At 72.7% G+C, this 25,640-nt stretch carries 22 protein-coding genes; 16 read left to right on the top strand and 6 right to left on the bottom strand.

Annotated features, from left to right (window positions below; translation table 11 throughout):
- Positions 1–74: 74 nt before the first annotated feature.
- Entirely contained in the window at positions 75–2,204 is a 2,130-nt protein-coding gene (locus ACO1BR_RS12605) for a primosomal protein N' (protein WP_426795142.1), read from the top strand.
- 110 nt (positions 2,205–2,314) lie between these two features.
- On the opposite strand, the gene ACO1BR_RS12600 is transcribed toward ACO1BR_RS12605, so the two are convergent.
- Positions 2,315–2,863, bottom strand: a complete 549-nt coding sequence (locus ACO1BR_RS12600; RefSeq protein ID WP_426795141.1) for a hypothetical protein — start codon at positions 2,861–2,863, stop codon at positions 2,315–2,317.
- Positions 2,864–3,112: 249 nt separating this feature from the next.
- On the opposite strand from ACO1BR_RS12600, the gene fmt reads away from it, so the two are divergent.
- From fmt to ACO1BR_RS12550, 10 genes are all read left to right on the top strand, one after another.
- Entirely contained in the window at positions 3,113–4,063 is a 951-nt protein-coding gene (gene fmt / locus ACO1BR_RS12595) for a methionyl-tRNA formyltransferase (protein WP_426795140.1), read from the top strand.
- A 93-nt stretch (positions 4,064–4,156) separates the two neighbouring features.
- Complete coding sequence (locus ACO1BR_RS12590; RefSeq protein WP_426795139.1) at positions 4,157–5,596, top strand: RsmB/NOP family class I SAM-dependent RNA methyltransferase; 1,440 nt, start codon at positions 4,157–4,159, stop codon at positions 5,594–5,596.
- 237 nt (positions 5,597–5,833) lie between these two features.
- Positions 5,834–8,056, top strand: coding sequence for an NADP-dependent isocitrate dehydrogenase (locus ACO1BR_RS12585; RefSeq protein ID WP_426795138.1), 2,223 nt, complete (start codon positions 5,834–5,836; stop codon positions 8,054–8,056).
- 130 nt (positions 8,057–8,186) lie between these two features.
- The gene (gene rpe / locus ACO1BR_RS12580) at positions 8,187–8,867 is read left to right on the top strand and encodes a ribulose-phosphate 3-epimerase (RefSeq protein WP_426795137.1); all 681 of its coding nucleotides are present in this window, start codon (positions 8,187–8,189) and stop codon (positions 8,865–8,867) included.
- Positions 8,868–9,074: 207 nt separating this feature from the next.
- Complete coding sequence (locus ACO1BR_RS12575) at positions 9,075–10,064, top strand: sugar-binding transcriptional regulator (RefSeq protein ID WP_159509932.1); 990 nt, start codon at positions 9,075–9,077, stop codon at positions 10,062–10,064.
- A gap of 128 nt (positions 10,065–10,192) precedes the next feature.
- Complete coding sequence (locus tag ACO1BR_RS12570) at positions 10,193–10,666, top strand: ribonuclease domain-containing protein (RefSeq protein ID WP_426795136.1); 474 nt, start codon at positions 10,193–10,195, stop codon at positions 10,664–10,666.
- 109 nt (positions 10,667–10,775) lie between these two features.
- The gene (locus ACO1BR_RS12565; protein ID WP_426795135.1) at positions 10,776–11,219 is read left to right on the top strand and encodes a barstar family protein; all 444 of its coding nucleotides are present in this window, start codon (positions 10,776–10,778) and stop codon (positions 11,217–11,219) included.
- A 164-nt stretch (positions 11,220–11,383) separates the two neighbouring features.
- Positions 11,384–12,847 (top strand): GuaB1 family IMP dehydrogenase-related protein, encoded by a 1,464-nt coding sequence (locus ACO1BR_RS12560; protein WP_426795134.1) that lies wholly within the window; start codon positions 11,384–11,386, stop codon positions 12,845–12,847.
- A 354-nt stretch (positions 12,848–13,201) separates the two neighbouring features.
- Positions 13,202–14,689: an amino acid permease gene (locus ACO1BR_RS12555; RefSeq protein ID WP_426795133.1), complete on the top strand. Its 1,488-nt coding sequence runs from the start codon at positions 13,202–13,204 to the stop codon at positions 14,687–14,689.
- A 10-nt stretch (positions 14,690–14,699) separates the two neighbouring features.
- The gene (locus ACO1BR_RS12550; RefSeq protein WP_043263468.1) at positions 14,700–15,155 is read left to right on the top strand and encodes an Lrp/AsnC family transcriptional regulator; all 456 of its coding nucleotides are present in this window, start codon (positions 14,700–14,702) and stop codon (positions 15,153–15,155) included.
- 112 nt (positions 15,156–15,267) lie between these two features.
- Here ACO1BR_RS12550 and ACO1BR_RS12545 read toward each other — a convergent pair whose 3' ends face one another.
- Positions 15,268–15,963: a nuclear transport factor 2 family protein gene (locus ACO1BR_RS12545; protein ID WP_426795132.1), complete on the bottom strand. Its 696-nt coding sequence runs from the start codon at positions 15,961–15,963 to the stop codon at positions 15,268–15,270.
- Between the two features lie 60 nt (positions 15,964–16,023).
- Complete coding sequence (locus ACO1BR_RS12540; protein WP_426795131.1) at positions 16,024–17,619, bottom strand: MFS transporter; 1,596 nt, start codon at positions 17,617–17,619, stop codon at positions 16,024–16,026.
- Between the two features lie 54 nt (positions 17,620–17,673).
- Between ACO1BR_RS12540 and ACO1BR_RS12535 the strand changes: the two genes are divergently transcribed.
- From ACO1BR_RS12535 to ACO1BR_RS12525, 3 genes are all read left to right on the top strand, one after another.
- On the top strand, positions 17,674–18,588 hold the full coding sequence (locus ACO1BR_RS12535; RefSeq protein ID WP_426795130.1) for a LysR family transcriptional regulator: 915 nt from the start codon (positions 17,674–17,676) through the stop codon (positions 18,586–18,588).
- Positions 18,589–19,107: 519 nt separating this feature from the next.
- Positions 19,108–19,938: a carbon-nitrogen hydrolase family protein gene (locus tag ACO1BR_RS12530; RefSeq protein WP_426795129.1), complete on the top strand. Its 831-nt coding sequence runs from the start codon at positions 19,108–19,110 to the stop codon at positions 19,936–19,938.
- 266 nt (positions 19,939–20,204) lie between these two features.
- Positions 20,205–21,911 carry a flavin monoamine oxidase family protein gene (locus ACO1BR_RS12525; RefSeq protein ID WP_426795128.1) on the top strand — a complete coding sequence of 569 codons (1,707 nt, stop codon included), beginning with the start codon at positions 20,205–20,207 and terminating at the stop codon, positions 21,909–21,911.
- 137 nt (positions 21,912–22,048) lie between these two features.
- On the opposite strand, the gene ACO1BR_RS12520 is transcribed toward ACO1BR_RS12525, so the two are convergent.
- Positions 22,049–22,804, bottom strand: a complete 756-nt coding sequence (locus tag ACO1BR_RS12520; RefSeq protein WP_426795127.1) for a DUF5995 family protein — start codon at positions 22,802–22,804, stop codon at positions 22,049–22,051.
- A 238-nt stretch (positions 22,805–23,042) separates the two neighbouring features.
- On the opposite strand from ACO1BR_RS12520, the gene ACO1BR_RS12515 reads away from it, so the two are divergent.
- Both ACO1BR_RS12515 and ACO1BR_RS12510 read left to right on the top strand, forming a co-directional pair.
- Entirely contained in the window at positions 23,043–23,243 is a 201-nt protein-coding gene (locus ACO1BR_RS12515) for a hypothetical protein (RefSeq protein ID WP_426795126.1), read from the top strand.
- Positions 23,244–23,400: 157 nt separating this feature from the next.
- Entirely contained in the window at positions 23,401–24,792 is a 1,392-nt protein-coding gene (locus tag ACO1BR_RS12510; RefSeq protein ID WP_426795125.1) for a uracil-xanthine permease family protein, read from the top strand.
- A 30-nt stretch (positions 24,793–24,822) separates the two neighbouring features.
- Here the strand turns inward: ACO1BR_RS12510 and ACO1BR_RS12505 are convergent, their stop codons facing one another.
- Positions 24,823–25,074 carry a hypothetical protein gene (locus ACO1BR_RS12505; RefSeq protein WP_426795124.1) on the bottom strand — a complete coding sequence of 84 codons (252 nt, stop codon included), beginning with the start codon at positions 25,072–25,074 and terminating at the stop codon, positions 24,823–24,825.
- Between the two features lie 45 nt (positions 25,075–25,119).
- Positions 25,120–25,629, bottom strand: a complete 510-nt coding sequence (locus tag ACO1BR_RS12500) for a hypothetical protein (protein WP_426795123.1) — start codon at positions 25,627–25,629, stop codon at positions 25,120–25,122.
- Positions 25,630–25,640: the final 11 nt, after the last annotated feature.

Raw genomic sequence — 25,640 nt, 5'->3', positions numbered from 1 at the left:
CACACGGTGGTTCGGGGCCGTCGGCGCTCCACAGCCCCCGCCCGCTGTCGGACCCGTCTGCTAAGACTGATGCTGTGAGCAGGGAGAACGGACGGACGGAGCCGGGCGGGGGGGAGCAGCTGGCCCTTATCCGCGAGGCGGTGCGGGAGACGAAGGGGGAGCGGGCCAGGCCGCGGACGTGGCGGGGGGCCGAGCTGGCCGCCGGGCTGCCGGTGGCCCGGGTGCTGGTCGACAAGGGGCTGGTGCATCTCGACCGGTTCTTCGACTATGCGGTGCCGGCCGCGATGGACGCCGAGGCGCAGCCCGGGGTGCGGGTGCGGGTGCGGTTCGGGGCGGGGGAGAAGGGCGGCCGCCGGGAGGGCGGCAAGCTCGTCAGCGGGTTCATCGTGGAGCGGGTGGCGGAGAGTGAGTTCCGGGGGGTGCTGGCGCCGATCGCGCAGGTGCTGTCGCCGGAGCGGGTGCTGACGCCGCAGCTGCTGGCGCTGTGCCGGTCGGTCGCGGACCGCTATGCCGGGTCGTTGGCGGATGTGGTGCAGCTGGCGGTGCCGCCCCGCCGGGCACGGGCCGAGGCGAAGCCGTCCGATGCGCCGCTGCCACCCAACGCGCCGCCGGAGTCCGGGAGTTGGATTCGGTACGGGGCCGGTGCCGGGTTCCTGTCGGCGCTCGCGCGGGGGGACGCGCCGCGGGCGGTGTGGACGGCGCTGCCGGGGGCGACCTGGCCGCAGGAGTTGGCGCGGGCCGCCGCCGCGGCGCTGGCCGGCGGGCGCGGGGCGCTGGTGGTGGTGCCGGACGGGCGGGCCGCGGCCCGGGTGGACGCGGCGCTGGAGGAGCTGATCGGGGCGGGCCGCCATGTGCTGCTGACCGCGGATACCGGGCCCGAGGAGCGGTATCGACGGTGGCTGGCGGTCAGCCGGGGGGCGGTCCGTGCGGTGGTCGGGACGCGGGCGGCGATGTTCGCGCCGGTCGCCGATCCCGGGCTGGTCGCCCTGTGGGACGACGGGGACGCGAGTCACAGCGATCCGCACGCTCCCCAGCCGCATGCCCGGGAGGTGCTGATCCAGCGGTCGGTGAGCGAGCGGGCCGGGTTTCTGCTGGGCGGGCTGAGCTGCACGGTCGAGGCGGCACAGCTGGTGGAGACGGGCTGGGCCCGGCCACTGACCGCCGACCGCGAGCAGGTGCGGGCCGCGGCGCCGCTGGTGCGTACGGTCGGCGACGGCGACGAGGCCAGGGACGCCGCGGCGCGGGCCGCCCGGCTGCCGACGATGGCGTGGCAGGTGGTCCGCGAGGGGCTCAAGCACGGGCCGGTGCTGGTGCAGGTGCCGCGGCGCGGCTATGCGCCCCGGCTGGCGTGCGAGCGGTGCCGGACCCCCGCCCGCTGCCGGGCGTGCGCCGGCCCCCTGGAGGCGCGTGCGGCCGGCGAGCTGGGTTGCGCCTGGTGCGGGCGGGAGGAGCCGGACTGGCACTGCGTCGAGTGCGGCGGGGTCCGGCTGCGGGCGCAGATCGTGGGCGCACGGCGTACGGCCGAGGAGCTGGGCCGGGCGTTCCCCGCGGTGCCGGTGCGCACGTCGGGGCGGGACCATGTGCTGGCGTCGGTGCCGGGGGCGCCCGCGCTGGTGGTGAGCACGCCGGGGGCCGAGCCGGTGGCCGAGGGCTCGGGGTACGCCGCCGCGCTGCTGCTGGACGGCTGGGCGCTGCTGGGCCGGCCGGATCTCCGGGCGGGGGAAGAGGCGTTGCGCCGCTGGCTGGGGGCCGCCGCGCTGGTCCGGGGACAGGCCGAGGGCGGCACGGTCGCGGTGATAGCGGAGCCGACGCTGCGGCCGGTTCAGGCACTGGTGCGCTGGGATCCGGTCGGCCATGCGGTCCGCGAGCTGGCCGAGCGGGCGGAGCTGGGGTTCCCGCCGGTGTCCCGGATGGCGTCGGTGGCGGGCCGCGTCGAGGACGTCGCCGGCCTGCTGCGGTCGGCCGAACTCCCCGCGGGGGCCGAGGTGTTGGGTCCCGTGCCGCTCCCGGTGCCGGATCCCGGGCGGCCCCGGAGGCCGGGGGATCCGCCGCCCGGCGAGGCGTGGGAGCGGGCGCTCGTGCGGGTCCGGCCGGGCCAGGGGACGGCGCTGGCCGCGGCACTGAAGGCCGCCCGCGCGGCGCGACTGGTCAAGCGGGAGGGCGAGCCGGTGCGGGTGCGGATCGATCCGCCCGATCTCGGGTGAGGCGGCCGCCCGCGAACGGTGCCGCCCCGGGACCGAAGTCGGCAGGCGGTCCCGGGGCGTTGGCAAGCGTCGTTCGCCGAGCGTGCGGAGCGTGCTGGGCCGGCGGGGTGTCAGCCGTTGCGGGGGCCGGGGAAGGCGCCGGGGCGCGCCGGCTCGTCCCTGGTGGCGGCGGAGGGCTGGGTGGGCATGGAACGGGCGGCGGGCACGGACGGGGAGCCGGGCAGGCCGCCGGCCAGGCTGACCGTGCGGGCCGCGGAGGCGTCGGAGGAGCGCACCGCGGAGTCGCCGCCGTCGGCGGGCGGCTGGGCGGCGGCCCGGCGCGCACCGTAACGGCGGTGCACGGCCTGCTTGGTGACGCCGAGCGCGGAGCCCACCGCGTCCCAGGAGAATCCCAGCGAGCGGTCGAAGTCGACCGCGGCGGTGACGAGGGTCTCGACGCTGTCCCGGAGTTCCTGCGCCAGGCGCACGGTGGGCGCGGGCGCGCGTCCGTAGACGACGAAGCCCGCGGAGGGGCCCGTGCGGCGCGGTCGGTAGACGTTGCCGAGCTGCGCGGTGAGCGTGCGCAGGGCGTCCACCTGCCGGCGGACCCGCTCGATGTCCCGCACCAGGAGATGAAGGCTGGCGCGCGCCTGGGCGTCGTGGGTTGCGTGGTCGGCCATGAGCAAGCCTCTCGAACCGGCGTGGAAAGGAAGGGTGAAAGCAGTCGGGCCGCCAAAGCGGCCCGCATACAGGTCAATGCTGCTTGACCAACGCGACAGGAGCGGCTCTGGTCACGGTATGGGGGCGTACGAGCTTGTGCGCGGGGCGCGGGCGACTTCGCACGCCCCCGCCGTCCGGACCCATGACCTGGGCCAAGAGCCATAGACTGGTGCGCCGTTCCGCTGCGTGTGAGAGGTAGTCCGTCACCCATGAGGCTTGTCTTCGCCGGCACCCCCGAGGTCGCCGTACCCGCCCTCGATGCCCTGATCGCCTCGGACCGGCATGAGGTGGTGGCCGTCGTGACGAGGCCCGACGCACCCGCCGGGCGGGGCCGCCGGCTGGTCGCCAGCCCGGTCGCGGAGCGTGCGGAGGAGGCGGGCATCGAGGTCCTCAAGCCCGTCAAGCCGCGGGACGAGGACTTCCTCGCCCGGCTGCGGGAGATCGGGCCGGACTGCTGCCCGGTGGTCGCCTACGGGGCGCTGCTGCCGAAGGTCGCGCTGGACATCCCACCCAAGGGGTGGGTCAACCTGCACTTCTCCCTGCTGCCGGCGTGGCGCGGTGCGGCGCCCGTGCAGCACGCGGTGCTCGCCGGCGACGAGGTGACCGGTGCCACGACGTTCCAGATCGAACAGGGCCTGGACTCCGGTCCGGTGTACGGGGTGCTGACCGAGGAGGTGCGGTCGACGGACACCAGCGGCGATCTGCTCACCCGGCTGGCGTTCGCCGGCTCCGGTCTGCTCGTCGCCACGATGGACGGCATCGAGGACGGCACCCTCAAGGCGGTGCCGCAGCCGGAGGAGGGCGTCTCGCTCGCGCCGAAGATCGAGGTCGAGGACGCCAGGGTCGACTGGACGGCACCGGCGCTGCGGGTCGACCGGGTGGTCCGCGGCTGCGCGCCGGCGCCCGGGGCCTGGACGGTCTTCCGCGGTGAGCGCCTCAAGCTGATCGCGACCGCCATCGCCCCCGACCCCGCCGAACTCGCCCTGGCGCCCGGCGAATTGGCCGGCACGAAGAAGGCCGTCTACGTCGGCACCGGCAGCCGGCCGGTCGAGCTGCTCTGGGTCCAGCCGCAGGGAAAGAAGCCGATGCAGGGCGCGGACTGGGCGCGCGGCGTACGGATCGCGGCCGGGGAGCGGCTGGGCGAGCAGCCCCCGGCCTGACCCGGGGCCGGCGGTCCGGCCCGGCGCGCCGGCGCCGGGGCGCCCGCGTAGGCTGGGGCGGAACCCACTTCCCGTATCCGGAGCACCTTTTCTGTGAGTCAGCAGCCGCCCCGCCGCCATGGCACCCGCAAGCCCTACCGCCGCCCCCAGAAGGACCCGGTGCGGATCCTCGCGTTCGAGGCGCTGCGGGCCGTCGACGAGCGGGACGCCTACGCGAACCTGGTGCTGCCCCCGCTGCTGCGCAAGGCGCGGGAGGGCGGGGAGTTCGACTCCCGGGACGCGGCGCTGGCCACCGAGCTGGTGTACGGGTCGCTGCGCCGCCAGGGGACGTACGACGCGATCGTCGCGCAGTGCGTGGACCGGCCGCTGCGCGAGGTCGACCCGCCGGTGCTGGACGTGCTGACGCTCGGCGCGCACCAGTTGCTCGGGACGCGGATTCCGACCCACGCCGCGGTCAGCGCGAGCGTCGAGCTGGCGCGGGTGGTGCTGGGCGACGGGCGGGCGAAGTTCGTCAACGCGGTGCTGCGCAAGGTCGCTGCGCACGATCTCGACGGCTGGCTGGAGCGGGTGGCTCCGGAGTACGACGAGGACCCCGAGGACCATCTCGGGATCGTGCACGCCCACCCCCGATGGATCGTCTCGGCGCTCTGGGACGCCCTGGGCGGTGGCCGCGCCGGTATCGAGGACCTGTTGGAGGCGGACAACGAGCGCCCCGAGGTGACGCTGGTGGCGCGCCCCGGCCGGGCCACCGCCGAGGAGCTGCTGGACGCCGTCGGCGAGGGCGGCGCGCTGCCGGGGCGCTGGTCCCCGTATGCCGTGCGGCTGGCCGAGGGCGGTGAGCCGGGTGCGCTGGACCCGGTGCGCGAGGGCCGGGCCGGGGTGCAGGACGAGGGCAGCCAGCTGGTCGCGATCGCGCTGGCCAACGCGCCCCTGGACGGCCCGGACCGGGTCTGGCTGGACGGCTGCGCGGGGCCGGGCGGCAAGGCGGCGCTGCTGGGCGCGCTCGCGGCGGAGCGCGGCGCGGCCCTGCTGGCGTCGGAGAAGCAGCCGCACCGCGCCCGCCTGGTGGCGCGGGCGCTCGACGGCAACCCCGGCCCGTACGCGGTCATCGCCGCGGACGGCACCCGCCCGGCCTGGCGGCCCGGCGCCTTCGACCGGGTGCTGGTGGACGTGCCGTGCACCGGCCTGGGCGCGCTGCGCCGCCGTCCCGAGGCCCGCTGGCGGCGCCGCCCCGAGGATCTGGAGGGTTTCGCGCCGCTCCAGCGGGAGCTGCTGCGCCAGGCGCTGGCGGCCGTGCGGGTAGGTGGGGTGGTGGGCTATGCGACCTGCTCGCCGCATCCGGCGGAGACCCGGGCCGTGGTGGAGGACGTGATCAAGGGGCGCGGGGGTGCCGCGGTGGAGGTCGAGTGGGTGGACGCCCGGCCGCTGATGCCCGGGGTGCCGGCGCTCGGTGACGGGCCGGACGTGCAGCTGTGGCCGCATCTGCACGGGACGGACGCGATGTATCTGGCGCTTCTTCGCCGGACGGACTGAGTTCTCCGCCCGCCGCCGGGCCGGCGGCGGAACGTGACGGCCTCGGAGGGCCCCGGGCGAGGGGCTGTCCGGGGCCGTCGCCGTGTGTCCGGGCGTGAACGGTGTCCGGCCGGGGAGGCGGCGGACGCGAGCGGCCGGTTTCGGCCGCAGTGGAGGCGGACCCCTGTCGAGCGGGCCCCGGGCACGAGATATCTTGATGTCAAGCAATGTTGAGACGTGGATGGAGCGGAGCACCCGGTGACTGACTCGACCATCATTTACACCCACACTGACGAGGCCCCGGCCCTGGCGACGTATTCGTTCCTGCCGGTGGTCGAGGCGTATGCCGCGACGGCCGGGGTGACGCTGGAGAGCCGTGACATCTCGCTGGCCGGGCGGATCATCGCCAGCTTCCCGGAGCGTCTTGAGGAGAGCCAGCGCATCGACGACGCGCTCGCCGAGCTCGGCGAACTGGCCAAGACCCCGGGCGCGAACATCATCAAGCTGCCGAACATCTCGGCCTCGATCCCGCAGCTGAAGGCTGCCGTGGCCGAGCTCCAGAAGCAGGGCTACGCGCTGCCGGACTACCCGGACGACCCGAAGACCGACGAGGAGCGCGACATCCGCGCCCGTTACGACAAGGTCAAGGGCAGCGCGGTCAACCCGGTGCTGCGCGAGGGCAACTCCGACCGCCGGGCGCCGGCTTCGGTGAAGAACTACGCCAAGGCCCACCCGCACCGCATGGGCGCCTGGACGCCCGAGTCGAAGACGAACGTCGTCACCATGGGCGCCGACGACTTCCGCTCCACCGAGAAGTCCGCGGTCGTCGCCGAGGACGGCACGCTGCGCATCGAGCTGTCGGGCGACGACGGCAGCACCACCGTGCTGCGCGAGTCGGTACCGGTACTGGCCGGCGAGGTCGTCGACGCGTCCGTCATGCGCGTCGCGGCGCTCCGCGAGTTCCTGGCCGCGCAGGTGGCCTGCGCCAAGGCCGACGGCGTGCTGTTCTCCGTGCACCTGAAGGCCACGATGATGAAGGTCTCCGACCCGATCGTCTTCGGCCATGTCGTCCGCGCGTTCTTCCCGAAGACCTTCGCCCAGTACGGCGAGACCTTCGCGACCGCCGGGCTGACCCCCAACGACGGCCTCGGCGGCATCTACAAGGGCCTGGAGTCGCTGCCGAACGGCGCCGAGATCAAGGCGTCCTTCGACGCCGAGCTGGCCGACGGCCCCGAGCTGGCGATGGTCGACTCCGACCGCGGCATCACCAACCTGCACGTCCCCAGCGACGTCATCGTGGACGCCTCCATGCCGGCCATGATCCGTACGTCCGGCCACATGTGGGGCCCGGACGGCCAGGAGGCCGACACCCTCGCCGTCATCCCGGACAGCAGCTACGCCGGCGTCTACCAGGCCGTCATCGAGGACTGCCGGGCGCACGGCGCCTTCGACCCGGCCACGATGGGCTCGGTGCCCAACGTCGGCCTGATGGCGCAGAAGGCCGAGGAGTACGGCAGCCACGACAAGACCTTCGAGATCCCGACCACCGGCACGGTGCGCGTTCTCGACGCGGCCGGCACCGTGGTGCTGGAGCAGGTCGTGAGCGCCGGCGACATCTTCCGGATGTGCCAGACCAAGGACGCCCCGATCAAGGACTGGGTCAAGCTCGCCGTGACCCGCGCCCGCGCGAGCGGCGACCCGGCCGTGTTCTGGCTCGACGAGGGCCGTGCGCACGACGCCCAGCTCATCGCGAAGGTCAAGGCGTACCTGCCGGAGCACGACACCGACGGCCTGCAGATCGAGATCAAGTCGCCGGTCGACGCGACCACGTTCTCCCTGGAGCGGATCCGCCGCGGCGAGAACACCATCTCGGTCACCGGCAACGTCCTGCGTGACTACCTGACCGACCTGTTCCCGATCCTGGAGCTGGGCACCAGCGCCAAGATGCTCTCGGTCGTCCCGCTGATGAACGGCGGCGGGCTGTTCGAGACGGGCGCCGGCGGCTCCGCCCCGAAGCACGTCCAGCAGTTGGTCAAGGAGAACTACCTGCGCTGGGACAGCCTGGGCGAGTTCCTGGCCCTCGCGGTCAGCTTCGAGCACCTGGCGACGACCACGGGCAACGCCCGTGCGCAGGTCCTGGCCGACACCCTCGACCGCGCGACCGGCTCGTTCCTCAACGAGAACAAGTCGCCGAGTCGCAAGCTGGGCGGTATCGACAACCGCGGCAGCCACTTCTACCTCGCGCTCTACTGGGCCCAGGAGCTGGCCAAGCAGACCGACGACGCGCAGCTTGCCGAGGCGTTCGGCCCGCTGGCCAAGACGCTGGGCGAGCAGGAGCAGACCATCGTCGACGAGCTGATCGCGGTGCAGGGCTCCCCGGCCGACATCGGCGGCTACTACCAGCCCGACGCCGCCAAGGCGTCCGCGGTGATGCGTCCGTCGGCGACGCTGAACCAGGCGCTGGCGTCCCTGAAGCGCTAGTCGCACAAGGTCGCAGCCGTTCCGCCCCGGCCGGGTGTCGCATCCGGCCGGGGCGGACCCGTGCGTGCCGGGTGAGGCGCTGTCCGGGCCCGCCGCCGGCCGCGCGCGGCCGCCGGGCCATACTGGTGGCATGGCCTTGATCAACCCCAGCATCCTGTCCGCCGACTTCGCCCGCCTCGCCGAGGAGGCGAAGGCCGTCGAGGGCGCCGACTGGCTCCACGTCGACGTCATGGACAACCACTTCGTCCCCAACCTCACGCTCGGCGTGCCCATCGTCGAGTCGCTGAGCAGGGCGACGGACACCCCCCTCGACCTGCACCTGATGATCGAGGACCCGGACCGCTGGGCGCCGCGCTACGTAGAAGCGGGGGCAGGGTCCGTGACCTTCCACGCGGAGGCCGCCGCCGCACCGGTGCGTCTGGCGCGGGAGATCCGGGCCAAGGGCGCGCGGGCGTCGATGGCGCTCAAGCCGGCCACCCCGATCGAGCCGTACGAGGACCTGCTCCCCGAGCTGGACATGCTGCTGATCATGACCGTGGAGCCCGGCTTCGGGGGCCAGGCGTTCCTGGACATCATGCTGCCGAAGATCCGCCGCACCCGTGAGCTGATCTCCCGGCACGGCCTCCAGCTGTGGCTCCAGGTGGACGGCGGGGTCTCCGCGTCCACCATCGAGCGGTGCGCGGAGGCGGGCGCCGACGTGTTCGTGGCGGGCTCGGCGGTGTACGGGGCCGACGACCCGGCCAAGGCGGTCCGCGACCTGCGGGAGAAGGCCGAGGCGGCGACGGCCGCGAGCTGGGGCTGCGCGCACTGATCGAGCGCGCCCGGCCGGTACGCGGGCCGGGGCCGGCTTTTCCGGCGTGATGCGCGCCACCGGTTGTCCTTTCGGCAACCGAGCGTTCATGCTCGTCGGGTCGGTCTTGGTCCCCGTACACCTCGGGTTTCTGAAAGGATGAGCAAAGACTCGATCAGATGCGCAAAAGGGGAGATTTTCGTGGTAGCCAGCCGCCCACAGTCCGGAATGGGCCCCGCCGAGCTGGTGCAGGCCGCGGCGATGGCTCGCCGCTTCTATCTTGAGGGCAAGTCCAAGATCCAGATCGCGGAGGAGTTCGGCGTCAGCCGGTTCAAGGTCGCCCGCGTACTGGAGACGGCCCTGGAGCGCGATCTCGTACGGATCGAGATCCGGGTGCCCTCCGAGCTGGACGCGGAGCGCTCCGACGCCCTGCGGGCCCGCTACGGCCTGCGGCACGCGGTCGTCGTCGAATCGCCCGCGGACGCCTCGGAGGACGCCGCCGACCCCGAGAACCTCGGCGAGGTCGCGGCAGACCTGCTCGGCGAACTGGTCGCCGAGGGCGACGTCCTGGGGCTCGCCTGGGGGCGCTCGACCATCCACATGGCGGCCGCGCTGCACCGGCTCCCGCCGTGCACGGTCGTCCAGTTGACCGGTGTGTACGACGCCGGCACCGCCGACCGCGGCTCGGTCGAGGCGGTGCGCCGCGCGGCCGACGTCTCCGGCGGCGAGGCGCACCCGATCTACGCGCCGATGCTGCTGCCCGACTCGGCGACCGCCGCCGCGCTGCGCGGCCAGACGGGTATCGCCCGGGCCTTCGAGTACTTCGACAAGGTCACCGTCGCCTGCGTCTCCATCGGCTCCTGGGAGCCGGGCGTCTCGACCGTCTACGACATGCTGTCGGAGGAGGAGCGGGAGCACTACGCCTCGCTGGGTGCCGCCGCCGAGATGTCCGCGCACCTCTTCGACGCCGAAGGCCGGCGCATCGGCCGCGATCTGGGCGAGCGGTGCATCACGGTCGAGGCGGACCGGCTGCGCCGCATCCCCGAGGTCGTGGCGATCGCCGGCGGCCGGCGCAAGGCCGCGGCGATCGGCGCGGTGCTGCGCTCCGGGCTGGTCACCAGCCTGGTGACGGACACCGCCGCCGCCGACCACCTCCTCCTGGAGACCGGCCCCGGGCCGCGGCCCGCCCTGGACCGGGCGGACCCGGACGGCAGGTGACGGCGAGGGCCGTGTGGCCCTCCAGGGCAGCGGCGCAGCTCGCGGCACCGGTCCGCCGCTCCCGGCCGCGTGCGCTCCGGTGCGCGGACCGGCGAGCAGCCCGGGCGCGGCTGTGACAGCATCGGCGCATGCTGATCCACTCCGCCCCGCGGCGGGCCGCCGCCGTCGTCGGCGCACTGCTCGCCGCCCTGCTTCTCGTTCTCACCGGCTGCTCCACCGGCGGTGGCGGCAAAGGGAGTTCGTCCGCCTCGCACCGGCCGGCCGGCACGAACACGGCGGGCACGGGGGCGACCGGCACCTCCGGCGCGCCGGGCTGGGCGAAGGGGATGCCGACCGTCCAGGCCGGCCGGCTGCCCGCGGAGGCGCAGCACACCCTGAAGCTCATCGACGCGGGCGGGCCGTTCCCGTATCCGAAGGACGGCACCGTCTTCGGCAACTACGAGCGGCAGCTGCCCAAGGAGCCGCGCGGTTACTACCACGAGTACACGGTCTCCACGCCGGGAGCGCGGGACCGCGGCGCGCGCCGTCTGATCACCGGCAAGAGCCACGAGACGTTCTACACCGACGACCACTACCGGACCTTCAAGGCGGTGCTCCGATGACGTGCAGGATGTTCGACGAGGGAGACACGGGGGGATGTAGGCCACACGCGCCGCGTCCGGGGGCCCGGAGGGCGTTCTCCGGGGGACGCGGTCCTCGGGCGGTGCTCCGATGACGGCCGAGGTGCCCCGGCCGCTCGCGGCGGTGCTGGACGGCAGTACGCCCGCGGGGGTGCTGTCCTGGCCGGCGGACCGCCCGGTGGCGGACGCGCTGGCCGCCGCCCGGGACGCGGGCTGGCGCGCCGCCGCGCTCGACCTCGAAGACGCCCTGGACAAGGCCGAGTTCATGGACCGCTGTGCGCGCTCGCTGCGGCTGCCGGACCACTTCGGCCGCAACTGGGACGCGCTGGCCGACTGCCTCACCGACCTCTCGTGGTGCCCCGCCGGCCGCGGCCGGCTGCTGGTCGTCACGGGCTGGCAGGGCTACGCCGCCGCCGTGCCGGAGGACTGGAGCGTGGTCGAGGCGGTGCTGGCGGACGCGGTCGGGTACTGGCGGGACAGTGACACCGGGCTCGCGGTGATCATGGCCAGGGGGCGCGGCCGGCAGGGGGCGTAGCGGCCGCCGGGCGTCCGCCCCGCGCGCCGTTCCGCGACGTTGCGGGCACGCCCGGTGAGCCGCCGCCCAGGTGGCCGGGCACGGGCTTGGCGGATCGCACCATGCGGCTCGCTGGCCCGTAGGACAATCGCATGAGTCCTGGTCAGGGCCCGTATCCTGGCGGTATGCGATTCCTGAATCCGAAGAACGGCGCCCTCGAAGAGAGTTCTTCGGTGCCCTACGACCTGACCTACGACGACGTGTTCATGGTGCCCGGCCGCTCCGCCGTGGGCTCCCGCCAGGGCGTGGACCTCGCCTCGCCCGATGGCTCGGGCACGACCATCCCGCTGGTGGTCGCCAACATGACGGCGATCGCCGGCCGCCGGATGGCCGAGACCGTCGCCCGCCGTGGTGGCCTGGTCGTCATTCCGCAGGACATCCCGCTCGATGTCGTCACCGACGTCATCACCTGGGTCAAGCACCGCCACCTGGTCCTGGACACGCCCATCGTGCTGTCCCCGATCTCGACCGTCGCGGACGCCCTGTCGCTGCTGCCCAAGCGGGCGCACGGCGCGGGCATCGTGGTCGAGGGCGGCCGGCCGGTCGGTGTCGTCACCGAGCACGACCTGGCCGGGGTGGACCGCTTCACCCAGGTCGCCGAGGTCATGTCCAAGGACCTGCTGGTCCTGGACGCGGACATCGACCCGCGCGAGGCGTTCAACCGCCTCGACGCCGCCAACCGCAAGCTGGCGCCCGCGGTCGACGCGGACGGCATGCTGGTCGGCATCCTGACCCGCAAGGGCGCCCTGCGCGCCACCCTGTACACCCCCGCCACGGACGCCAACGGCAAGCTGCGCATCGCGGCCGCCGTGGGCATCAACGGCGATGTGGCGGGCAAGGCCAAGGCGCTGCTGGACGCCGGCGCGGACACCATCGTCGTGGACACCGCGCACGGCCACCAGGAGTCGATGATCAGCGCGATCAAGGCCGTCCGGGCGCTGGACCCGCAGGTCCCGATCGTGGCGGGCAACATCGTCGCGGCCGAGGGCGTCCGCGACCTCATCGAGGCCGGCGCGGACATCATCAAGGTCGGTGTCGGACCGGGCGCCATGTGCACGACCCGGATGATGACCGGTGTGGGCCGCCCGCAGTTCTCGGCGGTGCTGGAGTGCGCCGCCGAGGCGAAGAAGTACGGCAAGCACGTCTGGGCCGACGGTGGCGTGCGGCACCCGCGCGATGTCGCCATGGCGCTGGCCGCGGGCGCGTCCAACGTCATGATCGGCTCGTGGTTCGCCGGCACCCTGGAATCGCCCGGCGACCTCCAGCACACCGCCGAGGGCCGGCCGTACAAGGAGAGCTTCGGCATGGCCTCCGCGCGTGCGGTGCGTAACCGCACGAGCGAGGAGTCGGCCTACGACCGCGCCCGCAAGGCGCTGTTCGAGGAGGGCATCTCCACCTCGCGGATGTTCGTCGACCCGGCGCGCCCCGGCGTCGAGGACCTGATCGACTCGATCATCGCGGGCGTCCGCAGCTCCTGCACCTACGCCGGTGCCGCGTCCCTGGAGGAGTTCGCCCAGAAGGCCGTCGTCGGCGTGCAGAGCGCCGCCGGCTACGCCGAGGGCAAGCCGCTGCACGACAGCTGGAACTAGCCGCCCGGAGCCGCGTACGGCTCCCGCAGGCGCCGCGCAACGGCCCCGCACCGATCCGGTGCGGGGCCGTTCGCGTCCCCCGGCGGACCGCGATTCCGGGCGCTTGGATGCAACGAACCACCGCCGCCGGGCCCGGTGCGCAATGATCAGCTGCGGTTGCGCAAGGAACCTGCATTACGGCAGGTCAACGCGGGGCCGTAAGGTCATGCGCTGTACGTGGAGTGGCGGAGACCGCCTGCTCGGCGGTCTCCTGCTGGGGTGGTTCGTGCTGCCCGCACACGGCCGCTGCGGTCGCCGTCACGGAAATGTGTCGGAATCTGTCAGTCTGACCGGCAGCGATAAAGGAGCCACCCAGTGTTGGAGAACGGCGCAGCCCCGCCCCCGGGGAACACCGACGCCCCGTCGCCCCCCGCCGGAGGACTCGGCACCCGACTGATGCGCCGCAAGCCGGTCGAGCGCCTGGTGGCCGAGGGCGGCAAGGGCGAGGGAGGCACGCTCCGCCGCTCGATGGGCGTCTGGCAGCTGACCATGATCAGCATTGGCGCCACGCTCGGCACCGGCATCTTCGTGGTGCTCGGCCAGGCGGTCCCGGCCGCCGGTCCCGCGGTCGTGATCTCCTTCGTCATCGCCGGCATCACCGCGCTGTTCTCCGCGCTCTCCTACGCCGAGCTGGCCGGCACCATCCCCGTCTCCGGCTCGTCGTACTCCTACGCCTACGCCACCCTCGGCGAGTTGGTCGCCTGGGTCTGCGGCTGGTGTCTGATCCTGGAGTACGGCGTCTCGGTCGCGGCCGTCGCCGTCGGCTGGGGCCAGTACCTGAACGAGCTGCTCGACGGCACCCTCGGCATCACCATCCCCACCGCGCTCTCCGCCCCGCCGGGCCAGGGCGGCTACTTCAACCTTCCGGCGCTGCTGGTCGTGATGCTCGCGATGGTCTTCCTGCTGGGCGGTGCCAAGGAGAGCGCCCGCGCCAACACGATCATGGTGGCCGTCAAGATCGTCGCGCTGCTGCTCTTCTGCGGCGTCGCGCTCCAGGGCGTCAAGTCCGGCAACTACGCCAACTTCATGCCGATGGGCATGGCCGGCGTCAGCGCCGCCGGCGCCACGCTGTTCTTCTCCTACATCGGCTTCGACGCGGCCTCCACGGCGGGTGAGGAGGCCAAGAACCCGCAGCGCGACCTGCCGCGCGCGATCATGCTGTCGCTGGTCATCGTCACCGCGCTCTACTGCCTGGTCGCCGCCATCGCGGTGGGCGCGATGCCGTGGCAGAAGTTCCAGGGCTCGGAGGCCGCGCTCGCCGGGATCCTCAAGTCGGTCACCGGCCAGGACTTCTGGGCCGTCCTGCTCGCCCTCGGCGCCGTCGTCGCCATCGCCAGCGTCGTACTGACCGTCCTCTACGGCCAGACCCGCATCCTCTTCGCGATGTCCCGCGACGGGCTGGTGCCGAAGGTGTTCTCCAGGGTGCACCCCAAGAGCGGCGCACCGCGGGTCAACACCGTCATCGTCTCCCTCTTCTGCGGGGTGCTCGCCGCGGCGGTCCCGCTGGGCCAGCTGGCCGACGCCACCAGCATCGGCACGCTGTTCGCCTTCGCGCTGGTCAACATCGCGGTGATCGTGCTGCGTCGCACCCGGCCCACCATGCCGCGGTCCTTCCGCACGCCGCTCTCGCGTACGCGGCTCTGGCCGCTCTTCCCGGCGATCGGCTTCCTCCTCTGCGTCTTCGTGATGTCCAGTCTCGGCGCCGTGACCTGGGTGGTCTTCGGAGTCTGGATGGTCGTCGGCCTTGTGATCTACTTCGGATACGGCTTGCGCCGCTCCCGATTGGCCACCGCAGAGAAGTGACCCGCCCGCAGTGCGACTGAACGATCTCGACGAACGCATCGTGCACGCCCTCGCCGAGGATGCCCGCCGCAGCTACGCGGACATCGGCCAGGAGGTCGGCCTGTCCGCACCGGCCGTCAAACGCCGGGTGGACCGGCTGCGGGCGGACGGCGCGATCACCGGATTCACCGTCCGGGTCGACCCGGCCGCCCTCGGCTGGGAGACCGAGGGGTTCATCGAGATCTACTGCCGCCGCAACACCTCGCCCGAGGCGATCCACCGCGGCCTGTCGCGCTACCCGGAGGTGGCGTCCGCCTCCACCGTCACCGGAGAGGCGGACGCCATCGTCCAGGTCTTCGCCTCGGACATGCGGCACTTCGAACGCGTCCTGGAACGGATCGCCGGCGAACCGTTCGTCGAGCGCACCAAGTCCGTCCTCGTCCTCTCGCCACTGCTGCGCCGCTACGGGTCGGGGGCGCCCCGCTAGGGCACGGCTCATAGGGCGGGCCCTGGGGACGGGGCCGGTAGGGCACCGGCCTGGTCCGGGCCTGTGACCCGGTGCGTGCAACTTCCCTTCCAGGACCGATCATCGGGCGGGTTCAGGCCGTGTCCCGCCGCTCGGTCCCCGGCCCTGTCGCCATCCGCGGCGGGGTTCCCTGCGTCCAGGCGATCCGGAGGGACGACGCGGATATCCGCCAGCCGTCCGGGGTCCGCACCAACTCGCTGTCCGCGTGACCCGCGGAGATGAAGAGGGCTCCGGAGCCGCCCGCCAGGACATGGGTGCTGAGCTGGGCACCTCGGGCGGTGGCCCGGTCGCCGTCGATCTCGATGACGGCGTTGGTGCCCAGGTGCACCGTCCGGTCGAACAGGGCCATCGCCTGGCTGACGCTCGCCAGCAGGGCGTCCCGACCATGGACGGTGCCGACGGGCATCACGGCGGTCACCTCCTCGGTGTGGAAGGCGCGTGCCCAGGCTTCGTCGAAGATCCCCTCGTCCAGGGAGCGCAGGTAGCGGTCCAGGAGGTCGGTGATCTCAGCCCGGTCGATGAGGCGCTGGTGCTGCGGCGGGAACCGGGGTTCGGCCTCGGGCCGCTGCTGAGCAAGGAACTGTGCCGGTGCGGGGGATGAGGATGCGGCTTCGGTGGTGGTCATGGGCCTGTCCGCGGCGTCGGTCTGATCTCCGGTGGGGGTTTGGTGGGTGGCGACGGCCTGGTCGGTGGTGGCGGTCTGGTGGGTGGTGGCGGTCTGGTGGGTGGTGAGGGTCGTTTTCGGCGGCGTGTTCTCGTCTGTGCTCATGTGGCGATCTTGCGATCTCAAGCGGACTTGAGGTCAAGTGCGGTGGGTCCGGGCTTCGGATCAGGGTGCGGACCGGACCTCGGACCGGGTGCCGGACCGGTGCCGGCGCGGTGCGGTCGGGTCTGTTCCGGTGGGGTGCGTTCGGGTGCGGAGGGCGGACATCACCACGACGCTCGCCACCAGCACCACGCCCGCCGCTATGCGGTAGCCGAGCGCCGCGGCGTCGGTGAACGCGCCGGCCGTGGCCGCGCCGTGGCCCGCCCCCGAGCCGATGCGGACGGACAGGACGGTCCCCACCACGGCAATGCCCAGCGCCGCGCCCAACTCCCGTGCCGCGCCCTGGAGTCCGGAGCCCATACCGGATCGGTGGGCCGGCACGGACGTGACGATCGCGTGGGCGAGGGTCGGCATCGCCAGGCCCGCGCCCGTCGACAGCACCAGGAGAAACGCCAGATAGAGGAGGTAGGGGGTGGTGGCGTCGGCGGTGGAGAGCAGGAGCAGGCCGCCCGCTATCAGGGCCAGCCCCGTGCCGGCCGTTCCGGGCTCGCCGATCCGCCGCGCCAGGCTCATGCCGTACTTCGTCACAGCCATCATCCCGAAGGCCATCGGCACGTTGGCGAAGCCGGTCTGGAGCGGTGAATAGCCCTTCACGTACTGCAGGAACTGCGCGTTGACGTAGAACAGCGCGAACATGCCGAAGAAGGCGACGGTGATACCGATACTGCCGCCCCGGAGCCGCGGCAGCCGGAACAGCCGCGGATCCAGCACCGGGTGCGCGGCCCGCAGGCCATGGCGGACGAACCCCGCGAGCAGCGCGAGCGTCAGCGCGAAGGCGCCGATGACCCGGGGTGAGGCCCAGCCGAGTCCCGGGCCCTCGATGATGCCGAAGAGCAGCGCCACCGAAGCGAGCGCCAGAAGCGCCGACCCCGGCAGGTCGAGCGTTGCCGTCTGGCGGGGCACCCGGGGCGCGGACCGCGCCACCCATGCGAACAGGACGAGCGCCAGTGGCACATATGCCCAGAACAGCCCCTGCCAGGGCAGGTATTGGAGTATCAGCGCGCCGCCGGCGTTGCCCGCCATTCCGCCGACACCGAGCGCCGCGCTCCATGCTGCCACTGCCGACGCCCTCCGGTCGGGTGGGGTGGCGTACAGCAGGACGGACATCGTGGCCGGGACGAGCAGTGCGGCGCCGGCGCCAGAGACGGCGCGGCCCGCCAGCAGGACCGGGAGGCCGGGGGCCAGCGCGCTCAGCAGCGCACCCGCGCCGAAGACGCCCAGTCCGGTCAGCAGGATGCCCTTGCGGCCGTACCGGTCGCCGAGGGCGCCGGCCGGGATCAGCAGGCCAGCGAAGACCAGGACGTAGGTGTCGACGATCCAGAGGAGCTGGGACGGGGTCGGATGGAGACCGCTTGCGGTGATCTTGGGAATGGCGAGGTTCATCGCGGCCACGAGCGACTGCGCGACGAGGACACAGGCGCACATGGCGATGGTCACCGGGCGCCGTCCGGCAGAGGAGCCTGCGGCGGCCGATCCGGAAGCCGGTGTGCCGGCGGCCCGGCCGCCGGCAGCCCGGCCATCTGCGGTCTGCGGAGCGGCGGTCGAGGGTCCGGCGGACCGGGTGCGGTCGGTGGGCGGCGGGGGTGCTGACGAGGTCATGGCGGGGACGCTAGAGTCCCAGTGAGTTGATCTCAACTGCAAGGTGTGCACTGCATGATTGCGCGAAACGCAAACATCGACCTCAACCTGCTGATCGCACTGGACGCGCTGCTCGAAGAGGAGAGCGTGACCGCGGCCGCCGACCGGCTGGGCCTCTCCGGGCCCGCCATGAGCCGGGCGCTCGGCCGGATCCGGCGGACGATCGGCGATCCCGTCCTCGTACGCGCCGGCCGCCACATGGTGCCGACCCCGCGCGCCCTGGAGATCAAGGCTGACGTGCGGCGGCTGGTGGAGGAGGCGCACGGGGTGCTGACGCCGTCCGCGCCCGCCGATCCGGCGGAGCTGGCCCGGGTGTTCACCATCGCCGCCAGCGACAACTTCGTCACCGCCGTCGGCCCGGCACTGGTCGCCCGGGTCGCGGAGGAGGCTCCGCGGGTCGTGCTGCGCTTCCTCGGTGAGAGCCATATCGATCTGCCGGTGCTGAGGGACGGCGCGGCGGATCTGGAGTTCGGGGTCATCGAGGGGCGTGAACCGGAGATCCGTACGGAGGAGGTGTTCGCCGATCGCGGTGTCGCGGTCGTACGCGAGGGGCATCCCCTCACGACGGTGAACGTCACCGCCCGCCGCTTCGCCGATGCCGCGCACATCAACTTCTCCCGCCGCGGGCGGCTGACCGGCCCGATCGACGCCGCGCTGGCCGAACTCGGCCTGCGCCGGCGGGTGATCGCCACCGTCCCCACCTTCGCGGCCTCGCTGCTGATGGTGCGCGACAGCGATGCGGTGGGCCTGTCCATGGAGCGGATGGCGGCGACGACGGTCCGCGGGCTGGGGCTGCACACCGTGCCGATCCCGTTCTCGCTGCCGCCGATCTCGATGTCGATGGCCTGGCACCCGCGCCAGGACGCCGACGCCGGGCATGTGTGGCTGCGCGGACTCGTCCGGAGGACGGTGGCCGCGGTGGTCGGCTGAGGCGGTGCGCGCGGTGCATCGCGACTGTGGAGGCCGCAGACGGCTGCCCCGGAGTGGGGAGCCGCCCCGGGAACGGGGGTGCAGTGGGCCGGGGGCGGGGGAGAGGCGCGGGCGGGTCATGACTGCGGCCGTCCTTTCAGGAGGGGCGATGCGGCGGTTCACGAGGGGTGATGTGGCGGCCGCCGGTCGGCCGCCGGATGCTCACAGGCTCCCGCCGCACCCCCCACCCGCACATCGCACCGTGGCGTGATGGTGCGCGCCGACCCGTGGGACCAGGAACCCGCTCCGCTCGCACCACAGGTTGATCACGCCGTCCTGCCAGGGGGCGACGTCTCCACCGCCGGGGCTGTCCCGCCCCCGGCCCCACCTGCGCCGACGTCCGGCGCAACGAATCGCCGGACAAGCCCTTGAACGCGCAACGAATCCTCCGTCGGCACGCAACGGTGGCGCCTTGTCCGGGATCGGCGGCGGCCCGTACCGTCAATGCGTCCCGCCCGAACCGTCCCGCCGAGGGGTCCCATGCCGCCGCTGCACACCGCCCTGCTCCAGAGTTCGGGACGGCCCGGCGACGTCGCGCACAACCTGCGGCTGCTGGACGACGCGGCCCGTGAGGCGGCCGCCACCGGCGCCGGGCTGCTCGCCTGCCCCGAGCTGTTCCTCACCGGCTATGCCATCGGCGGCGACGTCCACCGCCTCGCCGAGAGCGCGGACGGCGCCGGAGCCCGGGCCGTCGCCGGTATCGCGGCCGCCCACGGCATCGCGATCCTCTACGGCTACCCCGAGCGCGCCCCGGAAGGCGAGCGCGACCGCGCGGGCGACGGCCGGGCCGTGGTGTACAACTCGGCACAGCTCATCGGCCCAGACGGCGCGCGGCTCGCCAACTACCGCAAGACCCATCTCTTCGGCTGCTTCGAGCGCGAATGGTTCACGCCGGGCGACCGGTCCGTCGTACAGGCCGACCTCGCCGGCGTCCGGATCGGCCTGCTGATCTGCTACGACGTGGAGTTCCCGGAGAACGTCCGGGCGCACGCGCTGGCCGGTACGGACCTGCTGCTGGTGCCGACCGCGCAGATGCACCCCTTCCAGTTCGTCGCCGAGTCCGTGATCCCGGTGCGCGCCTTCGAGAACCAGATGTACGTCGGGTACGTCAACCGGGTCGGCGAGGAGGGCGAGTTCGAGTTCGTGGGGCTCAGCTGCCTGGCCGGTCCCGACGGTGTCGTACGGACCCGCGCCGGGCGCTCCGAACAGCTGGTGCAGGCCGCGGTCGACCCGGACTTCCTCAAGGAGTCGCGGGAGAACAACCCCTATCTGCACGACCGGCGGCCCGAGCTGTACGGCCACCCGGCGTGACCCGCACCGACGCGACCGGCCCCCGGATGCTCCCCGGTCGCCGACGTGACCGGAGGGCTGCCGCGCCCCGGCCGCCGACCTGATACGACCTGCCCCGATGTGACCCACCCCTGACCTGACCTGAACCGCCCCGCCGCACGACGGGCCGCGGGCGGCCGGCTCCGCCCCGGCCCGCCGCGCCGCGCCGCCACCCGGCCCCGTACCCCGCCGAACCCCACTCCGGCCTGCCCCGATACACCGCCCCCGCCCGCAAGGAGTCCGCCCCGATGACGTCCACGGTGCCCACCGCCGCCCACCACGCGGATGCCCAGCCGCCGATCACCATGTTCGGCCCGGACTTCCCGTACGCCTACGACGACTTCCTGGCGCACCCCGCGGGCCTCGGCCAGGTCCCCGCCACCGAGCACGGCAAGGAGGTCGCGGTCATCGGCGGCGGCCTCTCCGGCATCATCACCGCCTACGAGCTGATGAAGATGGGCCTCAAGCCCGTCGTCTACGAGGCGGACCAGATAGGCGGCCGGCTGCGCACCGTCGGCTTCGAGGGCTGCGACCCGGGCCTGACCGCCGAGATGGGCGCGATGCGCTTCCCGCCGAGCTCCACCGCGCTCCAGTACTACATCGACCTGGTGGGTCTGGAGACCAAGCCGTTCCCCAACCCGCTGGCCCCCGACACCCCGTCGACGGTCGTGGACCTCAAGGGCGAGTCGCACTACGCGCGCACCGTCGAGGACCTGCCCGAGGTCTACACCCAGGTCATGGACGCCTGGAACGCCTGCCTGGAGGAGGACGCGGACTTCTCCGACATGAACCGGGCGCTGCGCGAGCGCGACATCCCGCGGATCCGGGAGATCTGGTCCCGGCTCGTCGAGAAGCTCGACAACCAGACCTTCTACGGCTTCCTCTGCGACTCCACCGCCTTCCGCTCCTTCCGGCACCGGGAGATCTTCGGCCAGGTCGGCTTCGGCACCGGCGGCTGGGACACCGACTTCCCCAACTCCATCCTGGAGATCCTGCGCGTCGTCTACACCGAGGCCGACGACCATCACCGGGGCATCGTGGGCGGCAGCCAGCAGCTCCCGCTGCGCCTGTGGGAGCGCGAGCCCGAGAAGATCGTGTACTGGGCGCCGGGCACCTCCCTCGCCACGCTGCACGACGGCGCGCCGCGCCCGGCCGTGACCCGGCTCCACCGCACCGCGGGCAACCGGGTCACCGTCACCGACGCCGCCGGCGACATCCGTACCTACGAGGCCGCGGTCTTCACCGCGCAGTCCTGGATGCTGCTGAGCAAGATCGCCTGTGACGACGAGCTGTTCCCCATCGACCACTGGACGGCGATGGAGCGGACCCACTACATGGAGTCCAGCAAGCTCTTCGTGCCCGTCGACCGGCCCTTCTGGCTGGACAAGGCCGTCGACGAGAACGGCGAGCCCACCGACCGGGACGTGATGAGCATGACGCTCACCGACCGGATGACGCGCGGCACCTACCTCCTGGACGACGGGCCGGACCGGCCGGCCGTCATCTGCCTCTCGTACACATGGTGCGACGACAGCCTCAAGTGGCTGCCGCTGAACGCCAACGAGCGCATGGAGGTCATGCTCAAGTCGCTGTCGGAGATCTATCCGAACGTCGACATCCGCCAGCACATCATCGGCAACCCGGTCACCGTCTCCTGGGAGAACGAGCCCTACTTCATGGGCGCGTTCAAGGCCAACCTCCCCGGCCACTACCGTTACCAGCGGCGCCTGTTCACCCACTTCATGCAGGACCGGCTCCCCGAGGACAAGCGCGGCATCTTCCTGGCCGGCGACGACATCTCCTGGACCGCGGGCTGGGCCGAGGGCGCCGTGCAGACCGCGTTGAACGCGGTGTGGGGCGTGATGCACCAGTTCGGCGGCGCCACGGACGCGGCCAACCCGGGCCCGGGCGACGTCTACGACGAGATCGCCCCGGTCGAACTCCCCGAGGACTGATCGGCCGGTGGCTGGAGGCCGGCCACGCGGCTCCGGGCGTGCGGATCGGCGGCGCGGTCGGCCCCGCCCGGCCGAACGGCGGCGGCCGGTGCGGTGGAACGACGCCGCCCCGGGGTGTCCCGTGCCTGGCGGCGGGGTCAGTTCAGCGGTGTCAGCAGGCACCGGCCGATCAGGCCGACGCTCGCGTCCAGACGCTCGGCGCACTCCTCGGCCACCTCCGGCAGTCGGCGCACGCCCCACAGCATCCGGGCGGCGGCCCAGGCGCCGTCCCGGGCCATCTCCAGGCTCCAGGAGCCGGCCAGATGCAGGAGCGGATCGGCGATGTCGAGCAGGTCGGGACCGGGCATCAGGGTCTCCCGGATGCCCTCCTCCAGGCTGGTCAGGACGGTCCCGATCCGGTCGAAGTCGCCCTCCAGGGCGGATGGTTCGCAGTCGAGTGCCTGGCAGGTGTCCAGTACGGCGAGCGCCAGGTCGTGGCCGATGTGCGCGTTGATGCCGGCCAGCGCGAACTGCAGGGGGCGGACCCCGGGATGCCGCCGCAACTGGAAGAGGGGGCGCCAGCAGGCCGGGGGCCGCACTCCAGCGGCGTCGGCGTCCACGGCGGTGAAGTAGCGGCGGGCGAACCGGATGTCCAGTTCACCGGCGGCTTCCGGGTCCGCGAAGGCACCACCCCCTACGCGCTGGGCGACGGCCTCGGTGACGGTCAGATAGACCCGGTTGAACACCGCCACCCCGTCCTGCGGGGGCAGCGATGCGTCCAGGGCGCGCATCCGCGCCAGGACGTCGGCCACACCTGCCGTGGTCGCGGGTCCGGCACCGTCGGGGGGTCGTGCGGCGGGGCTCTCCACGGTGCGCCGTGTGCCCTTTCCGGCCTGCTGCTGAATTGTCGTCATCCGCTCAGCGTGGCACCGGGAAACCCCCGAATATGCCTTTGGCCGTGGTCCGTTGACCGGATCGGAGTAATAGTCGGCGCGCCGTGCCGGAGTGTTTCTTCCGGGATTCCGGAATGTGCGACGGCCTTTGTCGCGTGCTTCCGGAAGGCCGCGCCGCACGGCAATGCGCTGTGCGAATTCCCTGTCCGTTCGGCGTCCTGGGAAACGCCGCAATGAACGCGGTGCGGAATTCCGGAAGTTGACCCATGCCCCGAGACTGTCCGCCGTACCCGGCGCCCCGCTCATGGCGGTGACCGCGCCGGTGGTGGCCGCCGCCACGGTCCGCACCGCGCCCGCGGACGAGGCGCAGGCGCCGGCGGGCCGGAAGCGGACCGGCCCGCCGGTTGTCGCCGGCAGCGCGAGACTCACCGCGATCCATGAGCGTGGCCGGCGATCGTGAACCAGTGGCAGAACGATGGGGTAAATGGGGGGCGTATCGCCTCAGTTCGGTGGCGGTCCCAGCGCTCTCGGGAGGAGTTTGGCTTGCGGCGGTGGTGCGACTATGAATCTCTTCGGCTCTGTGACGTGCAGGGCGTCGCGGAAAGTGGAGAGTGATCATGGCTGGCTTCGGGTGGAAGCTTCATGGCGACGGGCGGCACCTGAGGCCGGGGGAAGTGGTCAAGCCCGGGGAACGCCTGACGTGGGGCCGCACCGTCGCGCTCGGAGCCCAGCACGTGGTTTCGATGATCGGCGCGTGTTTTGTCGCCCCGGTACTCATGGGGTTGGACCCCAGCCTGGCCCTCATGGCATCCGGCGTTGCCACGGTCCTTTTCCTGGTGATGACGCGTGGCCGCATCCCCAGCTACCTGGGCTCGTCGCTCTCCTTCGTCGGAGTGTCCGCCGTGATCGCGGGTCAGGGGGGTGACGCCGGCACGCTGACGGGAGCGATGCTCGTCGTGGGTGCCTGCCTGGCGGGATGCGGGATCGCCATCCACGTTCTCGGGGCTCGCGTGATCCACGCGGTTCTTCCACCGGTGGTGACCGGGGCGGTCGTGATGCTCATCGGCTTCAACCTCGCCCCGGTGACGGCGTCCACCTACTGGCCGCAGGACCAGTGGACGGCTCTGGCCACCATGCTGTTCACCGGCCTCGCTCTCGTGGTCCTGCGAGGATTCTGGTCGCGCATCGCCATCTTCCTGGGTCTGGTATTCGGGTACGCACTGTCCTGGGTTCTCGACCGCGCCACGGGAATGATTCACTCGGCCAACGGTGCGGGGAAGGTGACCGACCATTGGCGTATCGACTTCACCGCTGTCGAGAAGGCCGACTGGATCGGCCTGCCGACGTTCCACGCACCGAACTTCTCGGCCTCGGCGATCCTCGTGGCGCTTCCCGTCCTGGTGGCACTGGTCGCGGAGAACGCCGGCCATGTCAAAGCGGTCGGCGAGATGACCGGTGACCCGCTCGAAGACAAGATGGGCATGGCCATCGTCGCCGACGGCACGGCGACGGTTCTCTCGACCGCGGTCGGCGGCCCGGCCACGACGACGTACGCCGAGAACATCGGCGTGATGGCGGCGACCCGGGTCTATTCCACCGCCGCCTATTCCGCGGCAGCGGCCTTTGCGGTGCTGTTCGGACTGTGCCCGAAGTTCGGCGCCGTCGTGGCCGCGATTCCCGGCGGGGTGCTGGGCGGCATCACCGTCATCCTCTACGGCATGATCGGCCTGCTGGGTGCCCAGATCTGGATCCGGAACAAGGTGGACTTCACCGTGCCGCTGAACCTCATCCCCGCCGCGGCCGGCATCATCATCGCCATCGGCGGCGTCTCGCTGAAGTTCACGAACCACTTCGAACTCAGCGGCATCGCACTGGGGACGCTCATCGTGCTGACCGGCTACCACTCCCTGCGCTGGCTCTCCCGGTCGGCCGGACAGCGCGGCATGCCGCTCCTCGACGTCGGAACCAGCGGTGACGACGGGCCCGCCGACCGCAAGGACCGAGGCTGAGGGGCTTTCGGCCGACCGCCGGAAGCAACGTCACGCGGGGGGCGACGGCCGGTCGTCGAACACGGTGCCCTCCGCCCTGGCACGCTCCAGCAGGTCGTACAGCACCGCCTCGATCGCGGCCTCGGAGACCAGCAGCCAGTACGCCTCCGAACCCGGCTCCACGCCCTGCGACCGGAGCCGCACATCGTCCCGGATCGCCGGCATCACCCGGTGCTCGTCGGCGCGGCCGAAGCACCACAGGAGAGTTCTGCCGTCGGGGACCCAGTGCTCGGCGTCGGCCATGGCAGCCACCGTAGCGGTCGCCGGTCGCGGGGCGCGGGAGGCCGGTCACCGCTGTACGTAGACGTAGGTGCCCTGTTGGCGGCCCACGGTGCCCGGGGCGGGGGCGACGATCTGGAAGGTGACCGAGCCGACGTACGTCCCGGACCCGGTGATCTTCTTGGGGGCGTCCGGTGCCGGGGTGTAGTACGTCACCTGCTGGCCGTTGGTCGGCACCGTCTGGGTCTGGTCGGAGGCCGCGGCGGGGACGGGCGGGCCCTGTGCGGGGTGGCCGGGCGAGCCGCCGGAGACGGCGCCCAGGGTGCCCCACACCCGGAGGTTGACCTCGGGGACGTTTCCGTTGGTCGTGCAGCTCATCCGGGCCTTGAAGATGACGCTGCCCGCGCCGTTGGAGAAGTGCGGGTTGTCGACCTGGGCGGTGCAGACGGCGACGTCCCGCACGGCGGCGGCGGAAGGGGCGCGCGCCGGGGCGGCGGTGGCGGTGGTGGCGGTCAGGGCGAGCAGTGCGGTGGCCGTGAGCGTGGCGCAGCGGCGGGCGGTCTGGGATGGGACGTACACGGGGGCTCCTC

It is taken from the genome of Streptomyces sp. YGL11-2, from assembly GCF_050054615.1.
Classification (GTDB): domain Bacteria; phylum Actinomycetota; class Actinomycetes; order Streptomycetales; family Streptomycetaceae; genus Streptomyces.
This window is presented reverse-complemented; position numbering and strand designations above follow the sequence as displayed.

Bases quoted from the DNA above. Each gene is read 5' to 3' on its own strand.
- ACO1BR_RS12525 (WP_426795128.1), top strand. From the start codon at position 20,205: ATGACGTCCACGGTGCCCACCGCCGCCCACCACGCGGATGCCCAGCCG.
- ACO1BR_RS12570 (WP_426795136.1), top strand. From the start codon at position 10,193: ATGCTGATCCACTCCGCCCCGCGGCGGGCCGCCGCCGTCGTCGGCGCA.
- ACO1BR_RS12545 (WP_426795132.1), bottom strand. From the start codon at position 15,963: ATGAGCACAGACGAGAACACGCCGCCGAAAACGACCCTCACCACCCAC.
- rpe (WP_426795137.1), top strand. From the start codon at position 8,187: ATGGCCTTGATCAACCCCAGCATCCTGTCCGCCGACTTCGCCCGCCTC.
- ACO1BR_RS12505 (WP_426795124.1), bottom strand. From the start codon at position 25,074: ATGGCCGACGCCGAGCACTGGGTCCCCGACGGCAGAACTCTCCTGTGG.
- ACO1BR_RS12510 (WP_426795125.1), top strand. From the start codon at position 23,401: ATGGCTGGCTTCGGGTGGAAGCTTCATGGCGACGGGCGGCACCTGAGG.
- ACO1BR_RS12565 (WP_426795135.1), top strand. From the start codon at position 10,776: ATGACGGCCGAGGTGCCCCGGCCGCTCGCGGCGGTGCTGGACGGCAGT.
- ACO1BR_RS12520 (WP_426795127.1), bottom strand. From the start codon at position 22,804: ATGACGACAATTCAGCAGCAGGCCGGAAAGGGCACACGGCGCACCGTG.
- ACO1BR_RS12575 (WP_159509932.1), top strand. From the start codon at position 9,075: ATGGGCCCCGCCGAGCTGGTGCAGGCCGCGGCGATGGCTCGCCGCTTC.
- ACO1BR_RS12600 (WP_426795141.1), bottom strand. From the start codon at position 2,863: ATGGCCGACCACGCAACCCACGACGCCCAGGCGCGCGCCAGCCTTCAT.
- ACO1BR_RS12560 (WP_426795134.1), top strand. From the start codon at position 11,384: ATGCGATTCCTGAATCCGAAGAACGGCGCCCTCGAAGAGAGTTCTTCG.
- ACO1BR_RS12540 (WP_426795131.1), bottom strand. From the start codon at position 17,619: ATGACCTCGTCAGCACCCCCGCCGCCCACCGACCGCACCCGGTCCGCC.
- fmt (WP_426795140.1), top strand. From the start codon at position 3,113: ATGAGGCTTGTCTTCGCCGGCACCCCCGAGGTCGCCGTACCCGCCCTC.
- ACO1BR_RS12530 (WP_426795129.1), top strand. From the start codon at position 19,108: ATGCCGCCGCTGCACACCGCCCTGCTCCAGAGTTCGGGACGGCCCGGC.
- ACO1BR_RS12535 (WP_426795130.1), top strand. From the start codon at position 17,674: ATGATTGCGCGAAACGCAAACATCGACCTCAACCTGCTGATCGCACTG.